This window comes from Rathayibacter festucae DSM 15932 (assembly GCF_004011135.1).
Classification (GTDB): Bacteria; Actinomycetota; Actinomycetes; order Actinomycetales; family Microbacteriaceae; genus Rathayibacter; species Rathayibacter festucae.
The window spans coordinates 3,730,299-3,746,050 of the sequence record NZ_CP028137.1 but is presented as its reverse complement, the minus strand read 5'-3'; the positions used below and the strand labels follow the sequence as shown (position 1 = coordinate 3,746,050).

Below are 15,752 nucleotides of genomic sequence, written 5' to 3'. Positions count from 1 at the left end.
CTAGGCGTCCACGCCCGCCGGCGCGCTCCCGTCGTACCCGCAGATCGCCGCGACCTTGCCCGCCGACGCGCTCGACGGGTCGAACTCGTAGCCGAGCCACTCCCGCGCCATCCGCCGCGCCACCTCGAGCCCGACCACGCGCTGGCCCAGGCAGAGCACCTGCGCGTTGTTCGACAGCACCGACCGCTCCACCGAGTAGGAGTCGTGCGCCGTCACCGCGCGCACCCCCGGCACCTTGTTCGCCGCGATCGCGACGCCCAGGCCCGTGCCGCAGACCAGGATCGCGCGGTCCGCGGACCCGTCGGCGATCATCCGTGCGGCCGTGACCGCGATGTCGGGATAGTCGGTGTGGCTGTCGGCGTCGACGCCGACGTCGGTGACCAGCGAGACGCGGTCGTCCTTCAGCAGGTCGGCCTTCAGCGCCTCCTTGTAGTCGTGGCCCGCGTCGTCCGATCCGACGACGACCCGATAGGTGGTGGTCATGCTGCTCCTCCTTCTGCAGTGGCTTGCGCTTCTGTGGCTGCATCCGCACCGGTGCGCTCCGCGAGGACGTCGCCGACCGCGGTCAGGATCATCCCCATCGACGTCGCGCCCGCGTCCGGTGTGCCCAGGCTCTTCTCGGCCAGGGGTCGTGCGCGGCCGACCTTCGGCCGCAGGTCCGCCGTCGCCGCGGCGCGCTCGACGGCGACGCCCGCCGCCTCCCGCCACGCCTCGACCAGCGACGAGCCGACCGCCACCCGCTCCCGCAGCACGCGCGCGAACGGCAGCAGCGCGTCGAGCATCGTCTTGTCGCCCTCGCTCGCGCGCCCGAGATCGACGATCGACTCCGCGAAGGCGTCGACCCCGGCCACGACGTCCGCCGCCGAGTACTCCTCGCGCCCGTCGGTGAGTGACGCGCCGAGCGCCTCGAGCGCCGCGCCCCAGAGCACCCCGGAGGTGCCGCCGGCCTGCTCCGCCCAGGACTGCCCCGCGCGGGACAGCAGCCAGGCACCGCCCGCGCGCTCCTCGATCCGGTCGAGGCGCCGGGTCGCCGCGCCGATGCCCTTGAGCATCCCGCGGCCGTGATCGCCGTCGCCGGCCACCGCGTCGATCCGCCCGAGGGTCTCCTCCTCGCGCTGCAGCAGCTCGTGCATCCGCTCGAGCGCCGCGCGGACCGTCCTGCCCAGCCCCACCGCGGCGTCGGTGGCGGAAGGAGCGGACTCCTCCTCACCCGCCGCCGCGTCCTCGCCCGAGTGCGCCAGCAGCGCCGCCACCGGCGCCGCGACCCGGCGGTAGGCCGGCGTGTAGGCGTCGGCGCGCCAGAAGCGCTCGAGCTCGTCGTCGAGCCACTGCAGTGTCAGCGAGACGCCGCCCATGTCGAGGCTGGTGACCAGCTCGCCGACCTCGGGCTCGACCGTCTGCAGCCCCGCCTCCTCCAGCCGGCGCGCGACGTGGCGCCAGAGCAGGAAGAGCTCCTCGTACTTCGTGGTGCCGAGCCCGTTCAGGATCGGGGCGACGCGCGTCGTGCCGCCCTCCGCCCTCGCACCCTCGGGAACGTCCGCGAGCAGCCGGTCGACGAGCAGGTCCGCCAGCTCCGCCGCGCGCAGCAGCTCGATGTCCCGGATGCCGGGCTCGCCGTGGATCCCGAGCCCGAGACCCAGGTGCCCCTCGGGCACGCTGAACAGCGGCTCCGCGGCACCGGGCATCGTGCAGCCCGAGAACGCGACGCCGAGCGTGCGGGTCGCCGCGTTGCTCGCGTTCCCGACCCGCTCGACCTCGTCGAGGGTCAGCCCCTCGGCGGCGGCCGCTCCCATCGCCTTGAACACCGGGAAGTCGCCCGCGATCCCGCGGCGCTTCCCGATCTCCTCCGCCGAGGCGATGTCGTCCGTGACGACGACGATCCGGGTGTCGATCCCCTCCTTGCGCAGCCGTTCGGCCGCGATGCCGAAGTTCATCGTGTCGCCGGCGTAGTTGCCGAAGCTGAACACCACTCCGCGGCCCTGATCGGCCGCCTTCGCCACCGAGTACGCCTGCGCCGCCGAGGGCGAGGTGAAGATGTTGCCCACCACCGCTCCGGTCGCGAGGCCCGGCCCGACCGTGCCGCTGAACGCCGGGTAGTGCCCGGAGCCGCCGCCGATGACGACCGCCACCTGCGGCGACGCGCCCGCGGTGCGGTGCGCGACCACTCCGCCCGGCACGCCGCGCAGGCGGTCCGCGTAGAGGGAGAGGAAGCCGGCGAGCTGATCCTCGGCGAACTCGTCGGGGTCGTCGTAGATCGTCGTCATGCCGGTCAGCTCCGAGCGTCGGCCGCGACGACCGCCTCGGTCAGCGACGGGACGATCGAGACCTTGACCGAGCCGCCCTGGCTGTCGGCGACGAGGTCGAGCGCCTCCTGGAACTGCTCGAGCGGGAACTGGTGCGTGCAGATCTCGTCCATCGGCAGGACGCCGCTCTCGAGCAGCTTGATCGCGGCCGGCCAGCAGTTCGGGCCGAGGTGGGCGCCGAGGACGTTGAGCTCCTTGTCGTCGCTGATGATCGACCAGTCGACCGAGGCGTTCGAGCCGAAGACGGAGTACTCGACGTAGGTGCCGAGCTTGCGCAGGATGTTGAGGCCCTGCGAGACCGCGGACGGGTGACCGGTGGCCTCGATGTAGACGTCGGCGCCGTAGCCGCCGGTGAGCTCCTTGACGACGGCGACCGCGTCCTGCTTCGTGATGTTGATGACGAGGTCGGCGCCGGCCTTGGTGGCGAGCGCGAGCTTCTCGTCGCTCATGTCGAGCGCGATGACCATCTTCGGGTTCTTCTGGCGGGTGCCCGCGATCGCGCCGAGGCCGATCGGGCCGGCACCCGCGATGACCACGACGTCGTCGAACTGGATGCTGCCGCGCTCGACCGCGTGCATGGCGCAGGACAGCGGCTCGCTGAACGCGGCGACCTGCGGGGCCAGGTCGCGGCTGACGGGGTGGGTGAGCGCGCGGGTCGGGACCAGCACGTACTCGGCCATCGCGCCGTCGAAGCCCTTGAAGCCGAACATGTCGTGCGGTCCGCACATCCAGTAGGCGCCCATCAGGCAGTAGCGGCACTCCCAGCACGGCACGATCTGCTCGCAGGCGATGCGGTCGCCCAGCGCGACGCCGCGCTTGGCGAGCGCCGCGTCGTCGCCGGCCACGACGGTGCCGACGAACTCGTGGCCCGCGATGCGGTCGCGCTCGGCCCAGGCGGGGCGGTTCTCGTCGCCCCAGAACTTGGCGGCGCCGTGGTAGCACTTCAGGTCGCTCGCGCAGACGCCGACCGCGTCGACGCGCAGCAGCAGCTCGCCGGCGGCGGGGACCGGCACGGGCACGGTCTCGAGGCGGTAGTCCTCCGGGCCGTGCACGACGACGGCGCGCATGGACTCGGGCACGTGGGAGCCGTCGGAGTGCCGCGACTGCGGGGCCGTCTGCGGGGAAGGAGTGGTGATGGTCATGGGAAGCCTCCGAGGGGTTCGCGGGGCCGCTTCGTCGCGGCCTTCCCGAACCTACCCCGTCCAGAACACTTGTCAAGAACAGAATTTCTGTTCTCTGCGGGACGTGGCCGATCTGCCGCCAATTCCGTCGCGGCCCTTGCGGAAATTCTGTGTTGAACATAATTTCTTCTCCGGAGGCGGGTTCGCCCACCTCTCGCAGCGACGGAGCCGCCCCCGGGGGACGCCGTCACGAGCACCACCACGACCAGCACTCCCGACCAGCGAACGGACACCGCGATGACGCGTGCACTCCCTCCCACCACGAGCAGGCCCCCGATCGGCGCCTCCCGGAAGCGCCTGATCCTCGCCGCGGTCGTCGTGGTCGTCCTCGCCGCGATGGCGTTCAGCACCAAGGTCGTCGGCGCCGACTCCGACCTGGGCGCCGGACCCGCCGAGTTCTCGGCCGAGTCCTGGGCCGCCGAGAACTTCCCCGTGATCCAGGAGGGCATCGCCGACCGCGCGGTCGACGCCGCCACCCTCGCCACCGCGATCGCCGCCGACAGCGCGGGGGCCGCGACCGAGTACGGCGTCCCCGGCGGCACCGGCCCCGAGTTCGCCACCACCTTCACCGGCACCGTCGGCGCCGGCCAGAACGGCATCTATCCCGTGACCGTCGAGGGCGTCCCCGGCGACGTCCTGATCCGCGTGCAGACCGGCCCCGCGATCAACGGCACCGACCTCCGCGACGCCACCGGCACCGTCGAGTTCGGCCAGTTCACCAACCAGATCGACTACCAGGACGCGGCGAGCGCCCTCAACGAGCAGCTGAAGACCACCGTGCTCGGCGCGGTCGACACCACCGCGCTCGAGGGGAAGACGATCCAGGTCACCGGCGCGTTCCAGCTGATCAACCCGGCCGGCTGGCTCGTCACGCCGTCCGAGCTGGTGGTCCAGTGAGCACCGCCGAGGCCCCGGTCGCCGGCATCGGCGAGGTCGTCCTCGAGGCCGTCGACGTGGTCAAGACCTACGGCGCCACCCGCGCGCTCAAGGGCGTCGGCTTCTCGGTGCACCGCGGCCAGGTCACCACGCTCTTCGGCGAGAACGGCGCCGGCAAGTCGACGCTGATGAAGATCCTGTCCGGCGTCGAGCAGCCCACCTCGGGCGAGATCGTGCTGAACGGCACCGCGGTCGCCTTCGAGGACACCGTCGACGCCCGCGAGCACGGCGTCTCGATCATCCACCAGGAGCTGAGCCTCGCCCCGAACCTCTCGGTGCGCGACAACATCTTCCTCGGCCGCGAGATCACCGGCCCCTCCGGCGTCGACTACGCCGAGGAGGCGCGCCAGGCCCGCGCGGTGCTCGAGGAGCTCGGCGAGGACATCGACCCGCTGACCCTCGTCGCCGACCTGCGGCTCGGCCAGCAGCAGCTGATCGAGATCGCCCGCGCCCTCTCCGTCGACGCGCGGATCCTGATCATGGACGAGCCGACCAGCGCGCTCAGCGCCGCGGAGGTCGAGGTGCTCTTCACCGTCATCCACGACCTCACCGCCCGCGGCGTCTCCATCGTCTACATCTCGCACCACCTCGAGGAGGCGCTGGAGATCACCGACCACGCCGTCGTCCTCCGCGACGGCTCGGTCACCGCGACCGCCGTCGCCGCCGACATCGACCTCGCCTGGGTCGTCCGCGCGATGGTCGGCGAGGGCTTCGACCTCGGCTCGCCGCCCACCGGCTACCCGTTCGGCGACGTCGCCCTCTCGGTGCGCGGCGTGAGCGTCGCGGACCCGTCGATCCCCGGTCGCGACGTGGTCGACCGCATCGACCTCGACGTCCGCGAGGGCGAGATCGTCTGCCTCTACGGGCTGATGGGCGCCGGCCGCACCGAGCTGCTCGAGGCGATCGCCGGCCGCACCGCCGTCACCGCCGGCACGATCTCGAAGAGCGGCCGGGACCTGGCCGGGATGTCGATCGCCGAGCGGATCGGCGCGGGCCTCGGCCTCGTCCCCGAGGACCGCCAGCGCGACGGCCTGGTGCAGACCATGACCGTCGGCCGGAACCTCTCGCTCGCGAGCATCGGCTCCTTCGTGAAGGGGCTGTTCCTCTCCCCCCGCCGCGAGGTCGACCTCGTCACCGACTCGATCCGCACCGTGCACGTGAAGACCGCCGGCGGCGAGGCGATGATCGGCTCGCTCTCCGGCGGCAACCAGCAGAAGGTCGTCATCGGCAAGATGCTGGCCACGCAGCCCGACGTGATCCTCCTCGACGAGCCCAGCCGCGGCATCGACATCGGCGCCAAGGCCGAGGTCTTCCGGCTGCTCTCCGAGCGCGCCCGCGACGGCCTGGCCGTCGTCTACACGACCTCCGAGGTCGGCGAGTGCCTCAGCATCGCCCACCGCATCATCGTGCTGAGCCGAGGCCGGATCGCGGCCGAGTTCGGCTCGGACGTCTCCAAAGAAGACATCATGGCCGCCTCCGGTGAGGCCGTGATCTCGTGACCACTACGGAACGGAAGCCCTCAATGACCTCCACCGCGACCGGGCAGCGACGCCCCGCGCTCTTCAAGGACGGTTTCGACCTCGGCCGCCTGCTGCTGCAGGGGCGCGCGTTCTTCGCGCTGATCGCGATCATCGTCGTGTTCTCGATCCTCTCGCCCAACTACTTCACCGTCGGCAACATCCTCACGATGTCCTCGCACGTGGCGGTCTACGCGATCCTCGCGATCGGCATGCTGCTGGTGATCCTCAACGGCGGCATCGACCTCTCGGTCGGCTCGACGCTGGGCTTCTCGGGAGTGATCGCGGGCTTCCTGATGCAGGGCGTGCAGATCGGCGGGAGCACCCTCTACCCCGCGCTCTGGGTCGTGGTCGTGCTCTCCTGCGCGGCCGGCGCGCTGATCGGCCTGATCAACGGGATCCTGGTCGCCCGGTTCAAGGTCGCCCCGTTCGTCGCGACCCTCGGCATGCTCTACGTCGTCCGCGGCGTCGGGCTGCTGATGACGAACGGCCTCACCTACAACGACCTCGCGGGGCAGCCCGAGCTCGGCAACACCGGCTTCGACTGGCTCGGCTTCAACCGCCTGCTCGGCCTGCCGATCGGCGTCGTGATCATGATCGTCGTCGCGATCGTGGTCAGCCTCCTGCTCAACCGCACCGTGTTCGGCCGCTGGCTCTACGCCTCGGGCGGCAACGAGCGCGCCTCGGAGCTCTCCGGCGTGCCGGTGAAGCGGGTCAAGGTCCGCGTCTACGTGCTCTCGGGCCTGTTCGCCTCGATCGCCGGCCTCATCCTCTCCTCCGAGCTCACCAGCGCCAGCCCCACCGCCGGCAGCTCCTACGAGCTCACCGCGATCGCCGCCGTCGTCATCGGCGGCGCGGCCCTCACCGGCGGAGTCGGCACCGTCCGCGGCACGCTGCTCGGCGCGTTCGTCATCGGCTTCCTCTCCGACGGCCTCGTCATCATCGGCGTCTCGTCGTACTGGCAGACCGTCTTCACCGGCGCGGTGATCGTCTTCGCGGTCCTGCTGAACGCGGTGCAGTACCGCGGGAAGCCGCGCAAGGGCGTGAGCGGCTCCGGCCCGCGGCCCGCCTCCGACGCGGGCGCTCCGGCGCCCGTCCCCCAGACATCGGGCGCCCCGGCCGCCTAGGCCGGCCTCCCGAGAGAAGACCTCGGTCGGCCACCGCCGATCGGACCACAGTGAAAGGAACAGACCAATGAACCGCAAGCTGGCAACGGTGCTCGCCGCGGGCGCGGGGCTCACCCTCGTCCTGTCCGGATGCTCCTCCGACGCGGGGACCGCGGGAGAGGCCGCCGGCACCCCCGGCGCCTCCGAGGGCGGCCTCATCTCGATCATCGTCAACGACCCGGCCAACCCCTACTGGCAGACCGAGGGCGACGTCGCGTCGGCCGAGGCCGAGGCGCTCGGCTACACCGCCAACGTGGGCGCCTCGAAGGGCGACACCAACACCGAGAGCACCCTGATCGACACCGCGATCACCAACAAGTCGGTCGCGATCATCCTCGACCCGGCCAACGCCTCCGGCTCGGTCGGCGCCGTCAAGAAGGCCGACGCGGCGGGCATCCCCGTGATCCTGGTCAACGCCGAGATCAACGAGACCGGCCTCGCGAAGGCGCAGCTCGTCTCCAACAACGCCCAGGGCGCGGCCCTCGGCGCGCAGCAGTGGGTCGCCGACGTCGGCGACACCGCGAACTACGCGGAGCTGTTCGGATCCCCCTCCGACAACAACGCGCAGACCCGCTCCAACGGCTACGCGACCGTGATCTCGCAGTACCCCGGCCTCGTCGAGGTCGCGAACCAGGTCGGCAACTGGAACCGGACCGAGGGCCACGACAAGATGCAGTCGATCCTGCAGGCCAACCCGGACGTCACCGGCGTCATCTCCGGCAACGACGAGATGGCGCTCGGCGCGATCGCGGCGCTGAAGGAGGCCGGCAAGCTCGAGCAGGTCAAGGTCGGCGGCTTCGACGGCTCGCCCGACGCGGTCGACGCCATCAAGGCCGGCGAGCTGCAGTACACCGTGCTCCAGCCCGTCGCGACCTTCGCCAAGGAGGCCGTCCAGCAGGCCGACTCCTTCATTCGCACCGGCGAGACCGGCGCCTCGGAGGAGAAGCAGGCCTTCGACTGCATCCTCATCACGAAGGACAACGTCGACAAGATGACGGCCCCCTTCACCCTCTCCGAGTAACCCGCCCGTCCCTCCCCCCTCCGCGAGATGCCACTTATGACCGCCTTTCACGGCGTGTCGCGCTCACAAGTGGCATCTCGCGGAGGGGGAGGGGACCTGCACGACGCCGAGGAAGAGGGCACAATGACGCACGTGACTCCGCCGCCCAGCGCCCCCCGGCGCTCCGACACCGTCAGGTTCCCCCTCGACGTCGTCTATCAGGCGGCGCGGATGTACTACCTCGAGGACGCGACCCAGGTCGAGATCGCCGCGCGGCTCGACGTCTCGCGGCCCACGGTCAGCCGCCTGATCGCCGAGGCCCGGCGCCTGGGCCTCGTCCAGATCAGCGTGATCGACCCCTTCGTCGACGAGAACACCGGTCTCGCCGACGCCCTCCGCGAGGCGCTCGGCCTGAACGCCGTGCACCTCGCCCCCGTGACGCACGCCGCCACCCTCGGCCGCGACCTCGCGGTCCCGGTCGCCGCCGCCCTCCCCGACATGCAGCTCGGCGTCGGCGACGCCCTGCTGATGTCGCTCGGCCGCACCGTGCACGACCTGGCCAGCTCGGGGATGCTGCCGCCGCTGCCCGGAGTGACGATCGTCCCCGCCGTCGGCGGCCAGGCCGAGCCGCAGTCCTGGTTCCAGACCAACGAGATCACCCGGATGGCCGCCGCCGCGACCGGCGCCCGCTCCAGCTTCCTCTTCGCGCAGGCCCTGCCCAGCCCGGCGATGCGCTCCGGCCTCGAGGCCGACCCCGCGTTCCTCCAGGTGATGGACCTCTGGAGCAGCGCCAAGGGCGCCCTGCTCGGCATCGGCGCCCCGACCGCCACCCGCCACGAGCTCTCCTCCGGCCTCCCCAGCGACCGGCACCTCTTCGACGAGGCCGCCGGCGACGTCTGCCTCAACTTCTTCCGCGCCGACGGCTCCGCCGTCGAGTTCCCCGGCAGCGAGCGCATGGTCCGCGTCTCCCGCGCCGACCTCGCCGCCCTCCCCCACGCGGTCGGCGTCGCCGTCGGCGTCGACAAGGCCCCGAGCATCCTCGGCGCGGTCCGCGGCTCCCTGATCAACGCGCTGGTCACCGACGCGGTGACGGCCCGCGCGGTCCTCGCGGCGGTCTGACGCCTGCCGCGGGCGCGGGTCAGGCCAGCGTCGTGGGCTCCAGCGTCACGGGGTAGGACAGCGGCGGGAGGTCGACCGCGGTCGGGCAGAAGGACGTCGAGCCGAGATCGACCTGCGTGGTGCCCGGAGCGCCGGGGACCGCGAGCACCATGACGGTCGCGGCCGTCGGCGCGCACGAGCCGGTGGTGTCGGTGAGGAACGTGAGGTAGGCGTGCCCGCCCGGCTCGACCGTGACCGGCTCCCCCGAGAACTGCTCGCCGGAACTCGCCTGGACCACGGTGTCCACCGGGGCGCCGGCGTCGTCGAAGAAGGTCACCTCCGGAGTGCCCTGCAGCACGCAGGCGCCGGTGCCCGCGTCGGTCAGCTCCACGATCACCGTCACCGTGTCCTGCACCTCGAAGGTGGACGTGGGGGCGAGCGCGCACTCCTCGGCGACCGCCGAGGGCGTGGTCGTCGCGCTCGCGGTGCCGCTCGGAACGGGGCCGGCGGACGCGGTGCCGCCGGCAGCGGTGCCGTCCGGAGCGGTGCCCTCCGGACTCGACGCCGTGCAGCCCGCGATCCCGACGGCGAGGAGGACGGCCACCCCGCCGAGAGCGCACGCACGACCGGGCTTCATCGCGGACCTCGCACGATCATCGGACGCTCCTTCGCAGCACGGCCCCGCCGGAGGCCGCTTCACCGTGCCGGCTCTCCGCGAGCCTCCTCCCAGTGTGCGGGCACGAAGGGAGGAGCGGTAGTGGCCCGCTGACGCAAAACGACAGATGGCGAATAACGCGCCGGAAACCTACTGTGGAGGGGCGGTCGAGGAGTGGGGGCTCCGGCGACGCCGCGGGGCGGACCGACACGGACGTCGGTGCCGAGGTGCTCTCGGCCGCATCGGGGGACTGCGGCCGGGAGCACCAGCCCTCGCCCCCGGGGATCGACCCGCGGGCCCGCTCCGCCCTACGCTTCGACGATGACACGCACTGACGCGCCGGGTCGTCCTCGCAACACGGTCGGGCTGATCGGCTTCCTGCTCGCGGTCGTCCAGACGCTGACGCAGATCCTGCTCGCCGGGGTCACCACCGCGATACCGGTGCTCGCCTACGGCAACGGCATCGACGCGACGAGCATCGGCGCGCTGTTCACGGGCATCGCCCTCGTTCAGCTGCTCCTCGCCGCCGCCACCACCGGGCTCGGCGTCGCCGGCGTGGTCCGCTCGGGACGCCCGCGGATCCTCGCTGCGATCGCCCTGGGCGTCGGGGCGCACGGCGTCCTCGTGGGCCTGGCGACCCTGGTGCTGCCCCCGCTGGTCGGACTCGTCCTGCAGTGATCGCGCTGCGGTCTCCAACGGCCGCCGCGTCACCGCACAGCCGGATCACGACCGCCCCTCGCCGACCGCCGGTCGTCCGATTCCGGACATGACCGCTAGAGGACGTTGCCTCCGCGACCCGGAGCCTGCCACTGTCGCAGGGCGACCGACGACGGTCCACGACTCGAAGGACCGGAGTTCACCGATGAGCGATTCCCTGTCGACCGACCACCCCACGAGCGAGATGACGCCCGAGGTGCTGGCGGCGTTCAGCGACGCCTGGTCCCGCCACGACCTCGAGGAACTGATGAGCCACGTCACCGACGACTGCGTCTACGGCGCGTCCGTCGGCCCCGAGCCCGGCCGGACCTGGTCCGGGAAGGAGCAGGTCCGCGAGGGCTTCGCGCTGATGCTCGCCTTCGACACCGGCCAGGAGCGGCACGAGGAGGGCGAACCCCTCATCGCCGGCACGCGCGGCGCCGCCACCTGGTCCTTCACCGGGACCGGCCCCGACGGCGAGCCCCAGGTCACCCGCGGCTGCGACATCTACGAGTTCCGCGGCGGCAGGATCGCCCGCAAGGACGCGTTCCGGAAGGTGTACAAGGCCGACGCGCCGGAGTGACCCTCGAGGAGCTCTGGCCCCTCGCACAACGGCATCGTCCTCGCTCTCGATGTCTGCGAGACACCTCTTCGAGCGGCCTTCTTCTCGGCGCGGACGTCTCGCGACAGATCGGGACGATGCTCCCCTGCAGGCCTGCTCGCCCGAGCCACTGACAGGTACACTCATGGCAGCCCGGGCCGATGAGTCCCGGGAAGTGAACCCGAGACCCGTCCGGAATGGACGCGGCGCTCGGGTTTCGCGCTTTCAGGACCTGAGGTCGATCACCTCGCCGATCATCGGCTGAGCGCGACGCCGCCAGTCGCCACCGCGAGCCCACGCCCAACCCACAGCATCCGGAATCGCGAGCAGTGGCTCGCTGGCAGCAGACTCGTGCCAGTACTCGAGCGTGCCGGCATTGCCCTCGCGGCGTGTCGCCTCGATCAGGCACTGCTTGTCCCGAGCGACGAGCGTCTCATCACGCTCGAGACAGAGCCTGCCTCCGGCCACTCCGACGACGCTGACGAGCTCCTCCAGGCAGCGTCGGCGTCGAACGACCTCACTGCCGAGACCGCGAGGAGCCCGGAAGATCGTCACTGTGATCTCGAGCGCGCTGAAGGTGTCGAGGAGGAGCCGTTTGCGCGACTCGTTCTCCTGCTTCATGTGGAGGCGATGCTGTCCGGGAAGGAGCAGCGAGCGGACCGCGCGCCGAGATCCGGCGACGCGAGGCGGGTCGATCGCCACTGCGATCAGCACGTAGTCCTTCGCCTTGGATTCGTCGACGAAGACGAATGCAGCGCTCACGCACCATCCCCCGCTGCCCGGTTGTTGTCGATGAAGTCGGCTTTGCCGGATTCACTGCGCGCTCTGCCCGACAGCTGGACGGTCGAGCGCCCGGACTCGTGCCGGTCGACAGCAGACTCGCCGCCGAAGCGCGCCGCGATCGCAAGGGTCACCATGTTCCTCGATTCTGGGCAGCGTGAGGAGCGGCCGTGTCGGTCGACGTCATGGCGAATCGGCCGCGCGGGACGAGCCGCACCAGCCGACGAGGCGGCAGGCGGACTCGTTACTCCATCACAGCTCGAAGCCCGGGCGCCGTCCGCCGTCGCGAAAGCCCCGACGCACGGCATCGAAGTCAGGAGCGCGGCTCACGACCCAGCCGCGACGGCGCACACCGATCCGCGAAGAATCTCGCGGCGCGGATGAACGCTCACGCGGTCCGCGCAGTACCCCTCTTCGAGTCGCCGATCTGCGGCGACCGGAAGTCTCGAGGAGTTCATGATGAGCAGGACCTTGAAAGTCGGCATCACCGCTGTCGCCGTCGCGAGCGTGATGGCCGTCGCCCCCGTGCTGGCCGGCGCGAGCACTGTCGCTCCCGCCGCCGCGACCAGCGATGCCAGCAGCGCTCTGGTCAGCGCCGCCCGCTCGGTGGCCGCCAAGCTGCGCGTCGTCGGTCTCGCCGACGAGGGCACGACGCTCGTGCAGTTCAACCCCCTCAAGCCCGGCACGGTCTCCGGCAGCGTCGCCGTCACCGGTCTGACCGGCGGCGACACCGCGCTCGTCGGCATCGACTACCGCGTCCAGGACGGCAAGCTCTACGGCGTCGGGAACACCGCGGCGAGCGCCGGCGTCTACTCCATCGACGCGACCACCGGCGTGGCCACCCCGGTCACCCGCCTGACCGTGGCGCTGAGCGGCACCGCCTTCGGCGTCGACTTCAACCCGGCCGCCAACGCCCTCCGCGTGATCAGCGACACCGGCCAGAACCTCCGCCAGCCGTTCGCCACTCCGGGTGCCGCGACCGTGGCCGACGGCGCGCTCAGCTACGCCGCGCCCGCCGTCGCCACCGGCGTCAACGGAGCCGCGTACACGAACAACGATCTCGACCCGAACACGGCGACGACCCTCTTCGTCCTCGACACGGCGCTCGACCAGATCGCGATCCAGTCCCCCGCCAACGCCGGCACGCTGGCGCCGACCGGGAAGCTCGGCGTCGACGCCGCCGGTGTCACCGGCTTCGACATCTACTCCGTCCTCCGCAACGGCGGCTCGATCGGCTCGATCGGCCTGGCCGCGGTGAACGGCTCGCTCTACGAGGTGGGCGTGCTCAACGGCACGGCCACCCGCCTCGGCACGATCGGCGCGGACGTCACCGACATCGCGATCCCGCTCGTCCAGCGCTGACCCGACCGGTCAGGAACGGCACCGACGCCGGCCGGCGCTCCACGGGGAGTGCCGGCCGGCGTCGTGCTCGGCATCGACGTCACTGCTCCGAGGGCGAGGTGCGCGCCCGGAGGACACCGAGGGCGACGAGCGCCGCAGCGAGGCCGGCCATGACGAGCCCGGCGACGCCGACCGCGCCGGAGAGCTGCTCGGCCCCGGCCGCCGTCGCCCGGGCGCTCGTGATGCTGCCGGCGACGAGCGCGCTGAGGATCGTGCCGCCGGCGGCGATGCCGACCGCGGTCGCGAGCTCGCTCGCGGTGTCCACGAGGGCCGCGCCGACGGAGGTGCGCTCGGCCGGGAGCCCCCGGAGCACGTTCGTCCCGGCGACGACGCCGACCACGCGCATCCCCGCCGCGACGAGCACGAGGGCGATCAGCACCCAGCCGTAGCCGAGGCGCCCGAGCAGCCCGAACACGGCGAGCCCGGCGACCACGGCGCCGGCGCTCAGCGCGGCGGCGCGCTCGAAGCCGACCCGCGTGACGAAGGGGCCGACGAAGCGACCGCCGGCGAGGAGGACGACGACCTGCGGGAGCAGGCCGAGCGCCGCGGCGGCCGGGCTCCAGCCCCAGGCGAGCTGCAGCTGGATTGTGACCAGGTAGGAGAGCCCGCCGACGGCGAGACCGGTCGCGGCCTTGAACGCCAGTCCGCTGGAGACGAGCGGCAGGGCCACGAGGCGCAGGTCCAGCAGCGGATGCCGGGCGCTGCGCTGGCGGAGCACGAAGCCGGCTCCCGCGAGGACCGCCGTCGCCACAGCCGCCCACGGCGCCCACGGTCCGGTCCCGGTCCCGGCGCCGTCGGTGCCCGTGGATCCGGTGCCGACGAACAGCGTCGGCGCGACGAGGGCGGCGGCGATCGTCACTGTGCCCAGCAGCGCTCCGACCACGTCGATCGGGTCGCGGTGGAGGTCGCCCGGGGCATCGGCGGGCACGCCCAGGCGGATGCCGATCAGCGCGAGCACCGCGATCGGCACGTTCGCGAGCAGGAGCACCTGCCACGGCGCGACCGCCAGCACGAGACCACCGGCGGTGGGGCCGACCGCGAGACCGACGAGCCCGGCGGTCGAGACGACGGTCAGCGCCCGGACCCGGAGGTCGTCGGTGCCGAACAAGCGGAACGCGAGCGCCATCGATCCGGGCGTCGTCATCGCCGCCGCGACGCCCATCACGGCCCGGACCGCGATGAGCTGCTCCGTCGTCGTCACGGCCGCGGTCGCCAGGCTCGCGGCGGCGAGCAGCACCAGGCCGGCGAGCATCACCCTGCGGCGTCCGAAGCGGTCGGCGATCGCGCCGAAGAGGAGCATGAGGCCGCCGAACGCGACCGAGTAGGCGCCGGTCACCCACTGCAGGCCCGCGGTCGACGCGTGCAGCTCGCGACCGAGCGTCGGCAGGGCGACGTTCAGGACCGAGTTGTCGAGCATCTCGAACAGGAAGACGGCCGAGAGGCCGGCGAGGGCGATCCAGGCGTCGCGCAAGCGGCGGGGAGCCGTGTCTCGCGGGGCGGATCGAGGGGTGTCGAGCACCATGGGCGCACTCCTTCACAGGGAAGAAGTGGCGGATCTCTCGATCCCGCGTGCGCGTGCAGACCGGCACGGCCTGCCTTTTACCTCAGATGCGACGACGGTACACCTGACACGGGGGTGCGCGCGACGAACGCCCCGCGGCACCGTCCGCCGAGGACCGGAAGGCGCCCGGGCGGGGATACCGTCGTGAGCGGGCCGAGCGGGTGGCGCTCGGCGAGACGAGGAGCGACCGCATGCTCACCAGCCATCGGGACCGCGAGCCCGTGATCCATCCGACCGCGTCCGTCGCGTCGACCGCCGTGATCGTCGGCGCCGTCCGCCTCGGGCCGGGCGCTCGCGTCCTCCACGGAGCGGTGCTCTCGGCGGAGGACGGCGAGATCGTCGTCGGCGAGGACACGATCGTGATGGAGAACGCTCTGATCCGCGCCCGGGCGGGCCACCCGGTGAGCATCGGGCGGCCGTCATGATCGGCCCGCACGCGCACGTGAACGGCAGCACCGTCGAGGACGAGGCGTTCATCGCCACGGGTGCGTCGCTCTTCCCCGGAAGCCGCATCGGCGCCGGAGCCGAGGTCCGGATCAACGCGGTCGTGCAGGTGAACACCGACCTCGAGCCCGGCTCCGTGGTCCCGATCGGCTGGGTCGCGGTGGGGACGCCGGCGACGATCCTCCCGCCGGAGCGCCACGACGAGATCTGGGCGATCCAGCGCGGGCTCGACTTCGTCGGGACCGTCTACGGCGTCGGCCCTGGAGTGTCGATGCGCGAGCTCATGCGGCAGCAGTCGGAGTTCTACAGCGCCCACCTCGGCGATCAGGAGATCGACGGCCGCGAGCGCTGAGGGCCCGGTCCTCCCACGGGCGGATCTCGATACGCCCGCGGTGCGGGCTACTCGATCAGCA

Annotated in this window: 17 protein-coding genes; 10 read left to right on the top strand and 7 right to left on the bottom strand. The window is 72.1% G+C overall.

The features are described from left to right. Genes C1I64_RS17070 through C1I64_RS17060 form a run of 3 tightly spaced genes read right to left on the bottom strand, consistent with a single transcriptional unit; the run spans position 1 to position 3,445 of the window. Complete coding sequence (locus C1I64_RS17070; protein WP_127888036.1) at positions 1-483, bottom strand: ribose-5-phosphate isomerase; 483 nt, start codon at positions 481-483, stop codon at positions 1-3. Beyond that, positions 480-2,264 (bottom strand): dihydroxyacetone kinase family protein, encoded by a 1,785-nt coding sequence (locus tag C1I64_RS17065; protein WP_127888035.1) that lies wholly within the window; start codon positions 2,262-2,264, stop codon positions 480-482. Before C1I64_RS17065 ends, C1I64_RS17070 begins: the two co-directional genes overlap by 4 nt. Before the next feature lie 5 nt (positions 2,265-2,269). Then, the gene (locus C1I64_RS17060; protein ID WP_127888034.1) at positions 2,270-3,445 is read right to left on the bottom strand and encodes a zinc-binding dehydrogenase; all 1,176 of its coding nucleotides are present in this window, start codon (positions 3,443-3,445) and stop codon (positions 2,270-2,272) included. A gap of 276 nt (positions 3,446-3,721) precedes the next feature. Between C1I64_RS17060 and C1I64_RS17055 the strand changes: the two genes are divergently transcribed. From C1I64_RS17055 to C1I64_RS17035, 5 genes are all read left to right on the top strand, one after another. After that, the gene (locus C1I64_RS17055; protein ID WP_123705917.1) at positions 3,722-4,381 is read left to right on the top strand and encodes a DUF2291 family protein; all 660 of its coding nucleotides are present in this window, start codon (positions 3,722-3,724) and stop codon (positions 4,379-4,381) included. Continuing rightward, on the top strand, positions 4,378-5,919 hold the full coding sequence (locus tag C1I64_RS17050) for a sugar ABC transporter ATP-binding protein (protein ID WP_123447406.1): 1,542 nt from the start codon (positions 4,378-4,380) through the stop codon (positions 5,917-5,919). Before C1I64_RS17055 ends, C1I64_RS17050 begins: the two co-directional genes overlap by 4 nt. 23 nt (positions 5,920-5,942) lie before the next feature. Beyond that, the gene (locus tag C1I64_RS17045) at positions 5,943-7,064 is read left to right on the top strand and encodes an ABC transporter permease (protein ID WP_127888033.1); all 1,122 of its coding nucleotides are present in this window, start codon (positions 5,943-5,945) and stop codon (positions 7,062-7,064) included. A gap of 67 nt (positions 7,065-7,131) precedes the next feature. After that, complete coding sequence (locus tag C1I64_RS17040) at positions 7,132-8,124, top strand: D-ribose ABC transporter substrate-binding protein (protein ID WP_123447404.1); 993 nt, start codon at positions 7,132-7,134, stop codon at positions 8,122-8,124. 132 nt (positions 8,125-8,256) lie between these two features. Next, positions 8,257-9,222 carry a sugar-binding transcriptional regulator gene (locus tag C1I64_RS17035; RefSeq protein WP_208645154.1) on the top strand — a complete coding sequence of 322 codons (966 nt, stop codon included), beginning with the start codon at positions 8,257-8,259 and terminating at the stop codon, positions 9,220-9,222. 19 nt (positions 9,223-9,241) lie between these two features. Here the strand turns inward: C1I64_RS17035 and C1I64_RS17030 are convergent, their stop codons facing one another. Continuing rightward, entirely contained in the window at positions 9,242-9,838 is a 597-nt protein-coding gene (locus C1I64_RS17030) for a DUF4232 domain-containing protein (RefSeq protein WP_127888031.1), read from the bottom strand. Between the two features lie 339 nt (positions 9,839-10,177). Here C1I64_RS17030 and C1I64_RS17025 point away from each other — a divergent pair, with 339 nt between their 5' ends. Beyond that, positions 10,178-10,534, top strand: coding sequence for a hypothetical protein (locus C1I64_RS17025; RefSeq protein ID WP_127888030.1), 357 nt, complete (start codon positions 10,178-10,180; stop codon positions 10,532-10,534). 184 nt (positions 10,535-10,718) lie between these two features. Then, the gene (locus C1I64_RS17020) at positions 10,719-11,135 is read left to right on the top strand and encodes a nuclear transport factor 2 family protein (protein WP_164874578.1); all 417 of its coding nucleotides are present in this window, start codon (positions 10,719-10,721) and stop codon (positions 11,133-11,135) included. Positions 11,136-11,378: 243 nt separating this feature from the next. On the opposite strand, the gene C1I64_RS17015 is transcribed toward C1I64_RS17020, so the two are convergent. Continuing rightward, positions 11,379-11,915 (bottom strand): hypothetical protein, encoded by a 537-nt coding sequence (locus C1I64_RS17015; RefSeq protein WP_127888028.1) that lies wholly within the window; start codon positions 11,913-11,915, stop codon positions 11,379-11,381. Further along, the gene (locus C1I64_RS20220; RefSeq protein WP_164874577.1) at positions 11,912-12,070 is read right to left on the bottom strand and encodes a hypothetical protein; all 159 of its coding nucleotides are present in this window, start codon (positions 12,068-12,070) and stop codon (positions 11,912-11,914) included. The genes C1I64_RS17015 and C1I64_RS20220 overlap by 4 nt, the downstream gene beginning before the upstream one ends. Positions 12,071-12,392: 322 nt before the next feature. On the opposite strand from C1I64_RS20220, the gene C1I64_RS17010 reads away from it, so the two are divergent. Further along, on the top strand, positions 12,393-13,295 hold the full coding sequence (locus C1I64_RS17010; protein WP_208645153.1) for a DUF4394 domain-containing protein: 903 nt from the start codon (positions 12,393-12,395) through the stop codon (positions 13,293-13,295). 79 nt (positions 13,296-13,374) lie between these two features. Here the strand turns inward: C1I64_RS17010 and C1I64_RS17005 are convergent, their stop codons facing one another. Beyond that, positions 13,375-14,856 (bottom strand): MFS transporter, encoded by a 1,482-nt coding sequence (locus C1I64_RS17005; RefSeq protein WP_127888027.1) that lies wholly within the window; start codon positions 14,854-14,856, stop codon positions 13,375-13,377. 230 nt (positions 14,857-15,086) lie between these two features. On the opposite strand from C1I64_RS17005, the gene C1I64_RS20650 reads away from it, so the two are divergent. Together C1I64_RS20650 and C1I64_RS20645 are read left to right on the top strand one after the other, a co-directional pair. Beyond that, complete coding sequence (locus C1I64_RS20650) at positions 15,087-15,320, top strand: hypothetical protein (RefSeq protein ID WP_244209515.1); 234 nt, start codon at positions 15,087-15,089, stop codon at positions 15,318-15,320. Then, positions 15,317-15,691, top strand: a complete 375-nt coding sequence (locus C1I64_RS20645; RefSeq protein ID WP_244209514.1) for a hypothetical protein — start codon at positions 15,317-15,319, stop codon at positions 15,689-15,691. Before C1I64_RS20650 ends, C1I64_RS20645 begins: the two co-directional genes overlap by 4 nt. Positions 15,692-15,752 lie beyond the last annotated feature (61 nt).

Coding starts and splice junctions, on each gene's coding strand:
- C1I64_RS17070 (WP_127888036.1), bottom strand. CDS start 483: ATGACCACCACCTATCGGGTCGTCGTCGGATCGGACGACGCGGGCCAC.
- C1I64_RS17065 (WP_127888035.1), bottom strand. CDS start 2,264: ATGACGACGATCTACGACGACCCCGACGAGTTCGCCGAGGATCAGCTC.
- C1I64_RS17060 (WP_127888034.1), bottom strand. CDS start 3,445: ATGACCATCACCACTCCTTCCCCGCAGACGGCCCCGCAGTCGCGGCAC.
- C1I64_RS17055 (WP_123705917.1), top strand. CDS start 3,722: ATGACGCGTGCACTCCCTCCCACCACGAGCAGGCCCCCGATCGGCGCC.
- C1I64_RS17045 (WP_127888033.1), top strand. CDS start 5,943: ATGACCTCCACCGCGACCGGGCAGCGACGCCCCGCGCTCTTCAAGGAC.
- C1I64_RS17040 (WP_123447404.1), top strand. CDS start 7,132: ATGAACCGCAAGCTGGCAACGGTGCTCGCCGCGGGCGCGGGGCTCACC.
- C1I64_RS17030 (WP_127888031.1), bottom strand. CDS start 9,838: ATGAAGCCCGGTCGTGCGTGCGCTCTCGGCGGGGTGGCCGTCCTCCTC.
- C1I64_RS17025 (WP_127888030.1), top strand. CDS start 10,178: ATGACACGCACTGACGCGCCGGGTCGTCCTCGCAACACGGTCGGGCTG.
- C1I64_RS17020 (WP_164874578.1), top strand. CDS start 10,719: ATGAGCGATTCCCTGTCGACCGACCACCCCACGAGCGAGATGACGCCC.
- C1I64_RS20220 (WP_164874577.1), bottom strand. CDS start 12,070: ATGGTGACCCTTGCGATCGCGGCGCGCTTCGGCGGCGAGTCTGCTGTC.
- C1I64_RS17010 (WP_208645153.1), top strand. CDS start 12,393: ATGAGCAGGACCTTGAAAGTCGGCATCACCGCTGTCGCCGTCGCGAGC.
- C1I64_RS17005 (WP_127888027.1), bottom strand. CDS start 14,856: ATGGTGCTCGACACCCCTCGATCCGCCCCGCGAGACACGGCTCCCCGC.
- C1I64_RS20650 (WP_244209515.1), top strand. CDS start 15,087: ATGCTCACCAGCCATCGGGACCGCGAGCCCGTGATCCATCCGACCGCG.
- C1I64_RS20645 (WP_244209514.1), top strand. CDS start 15,317: ATGATCGGCCCGCACGCGCACGTGAACGGCAGCACCGTCGAGGACGAG.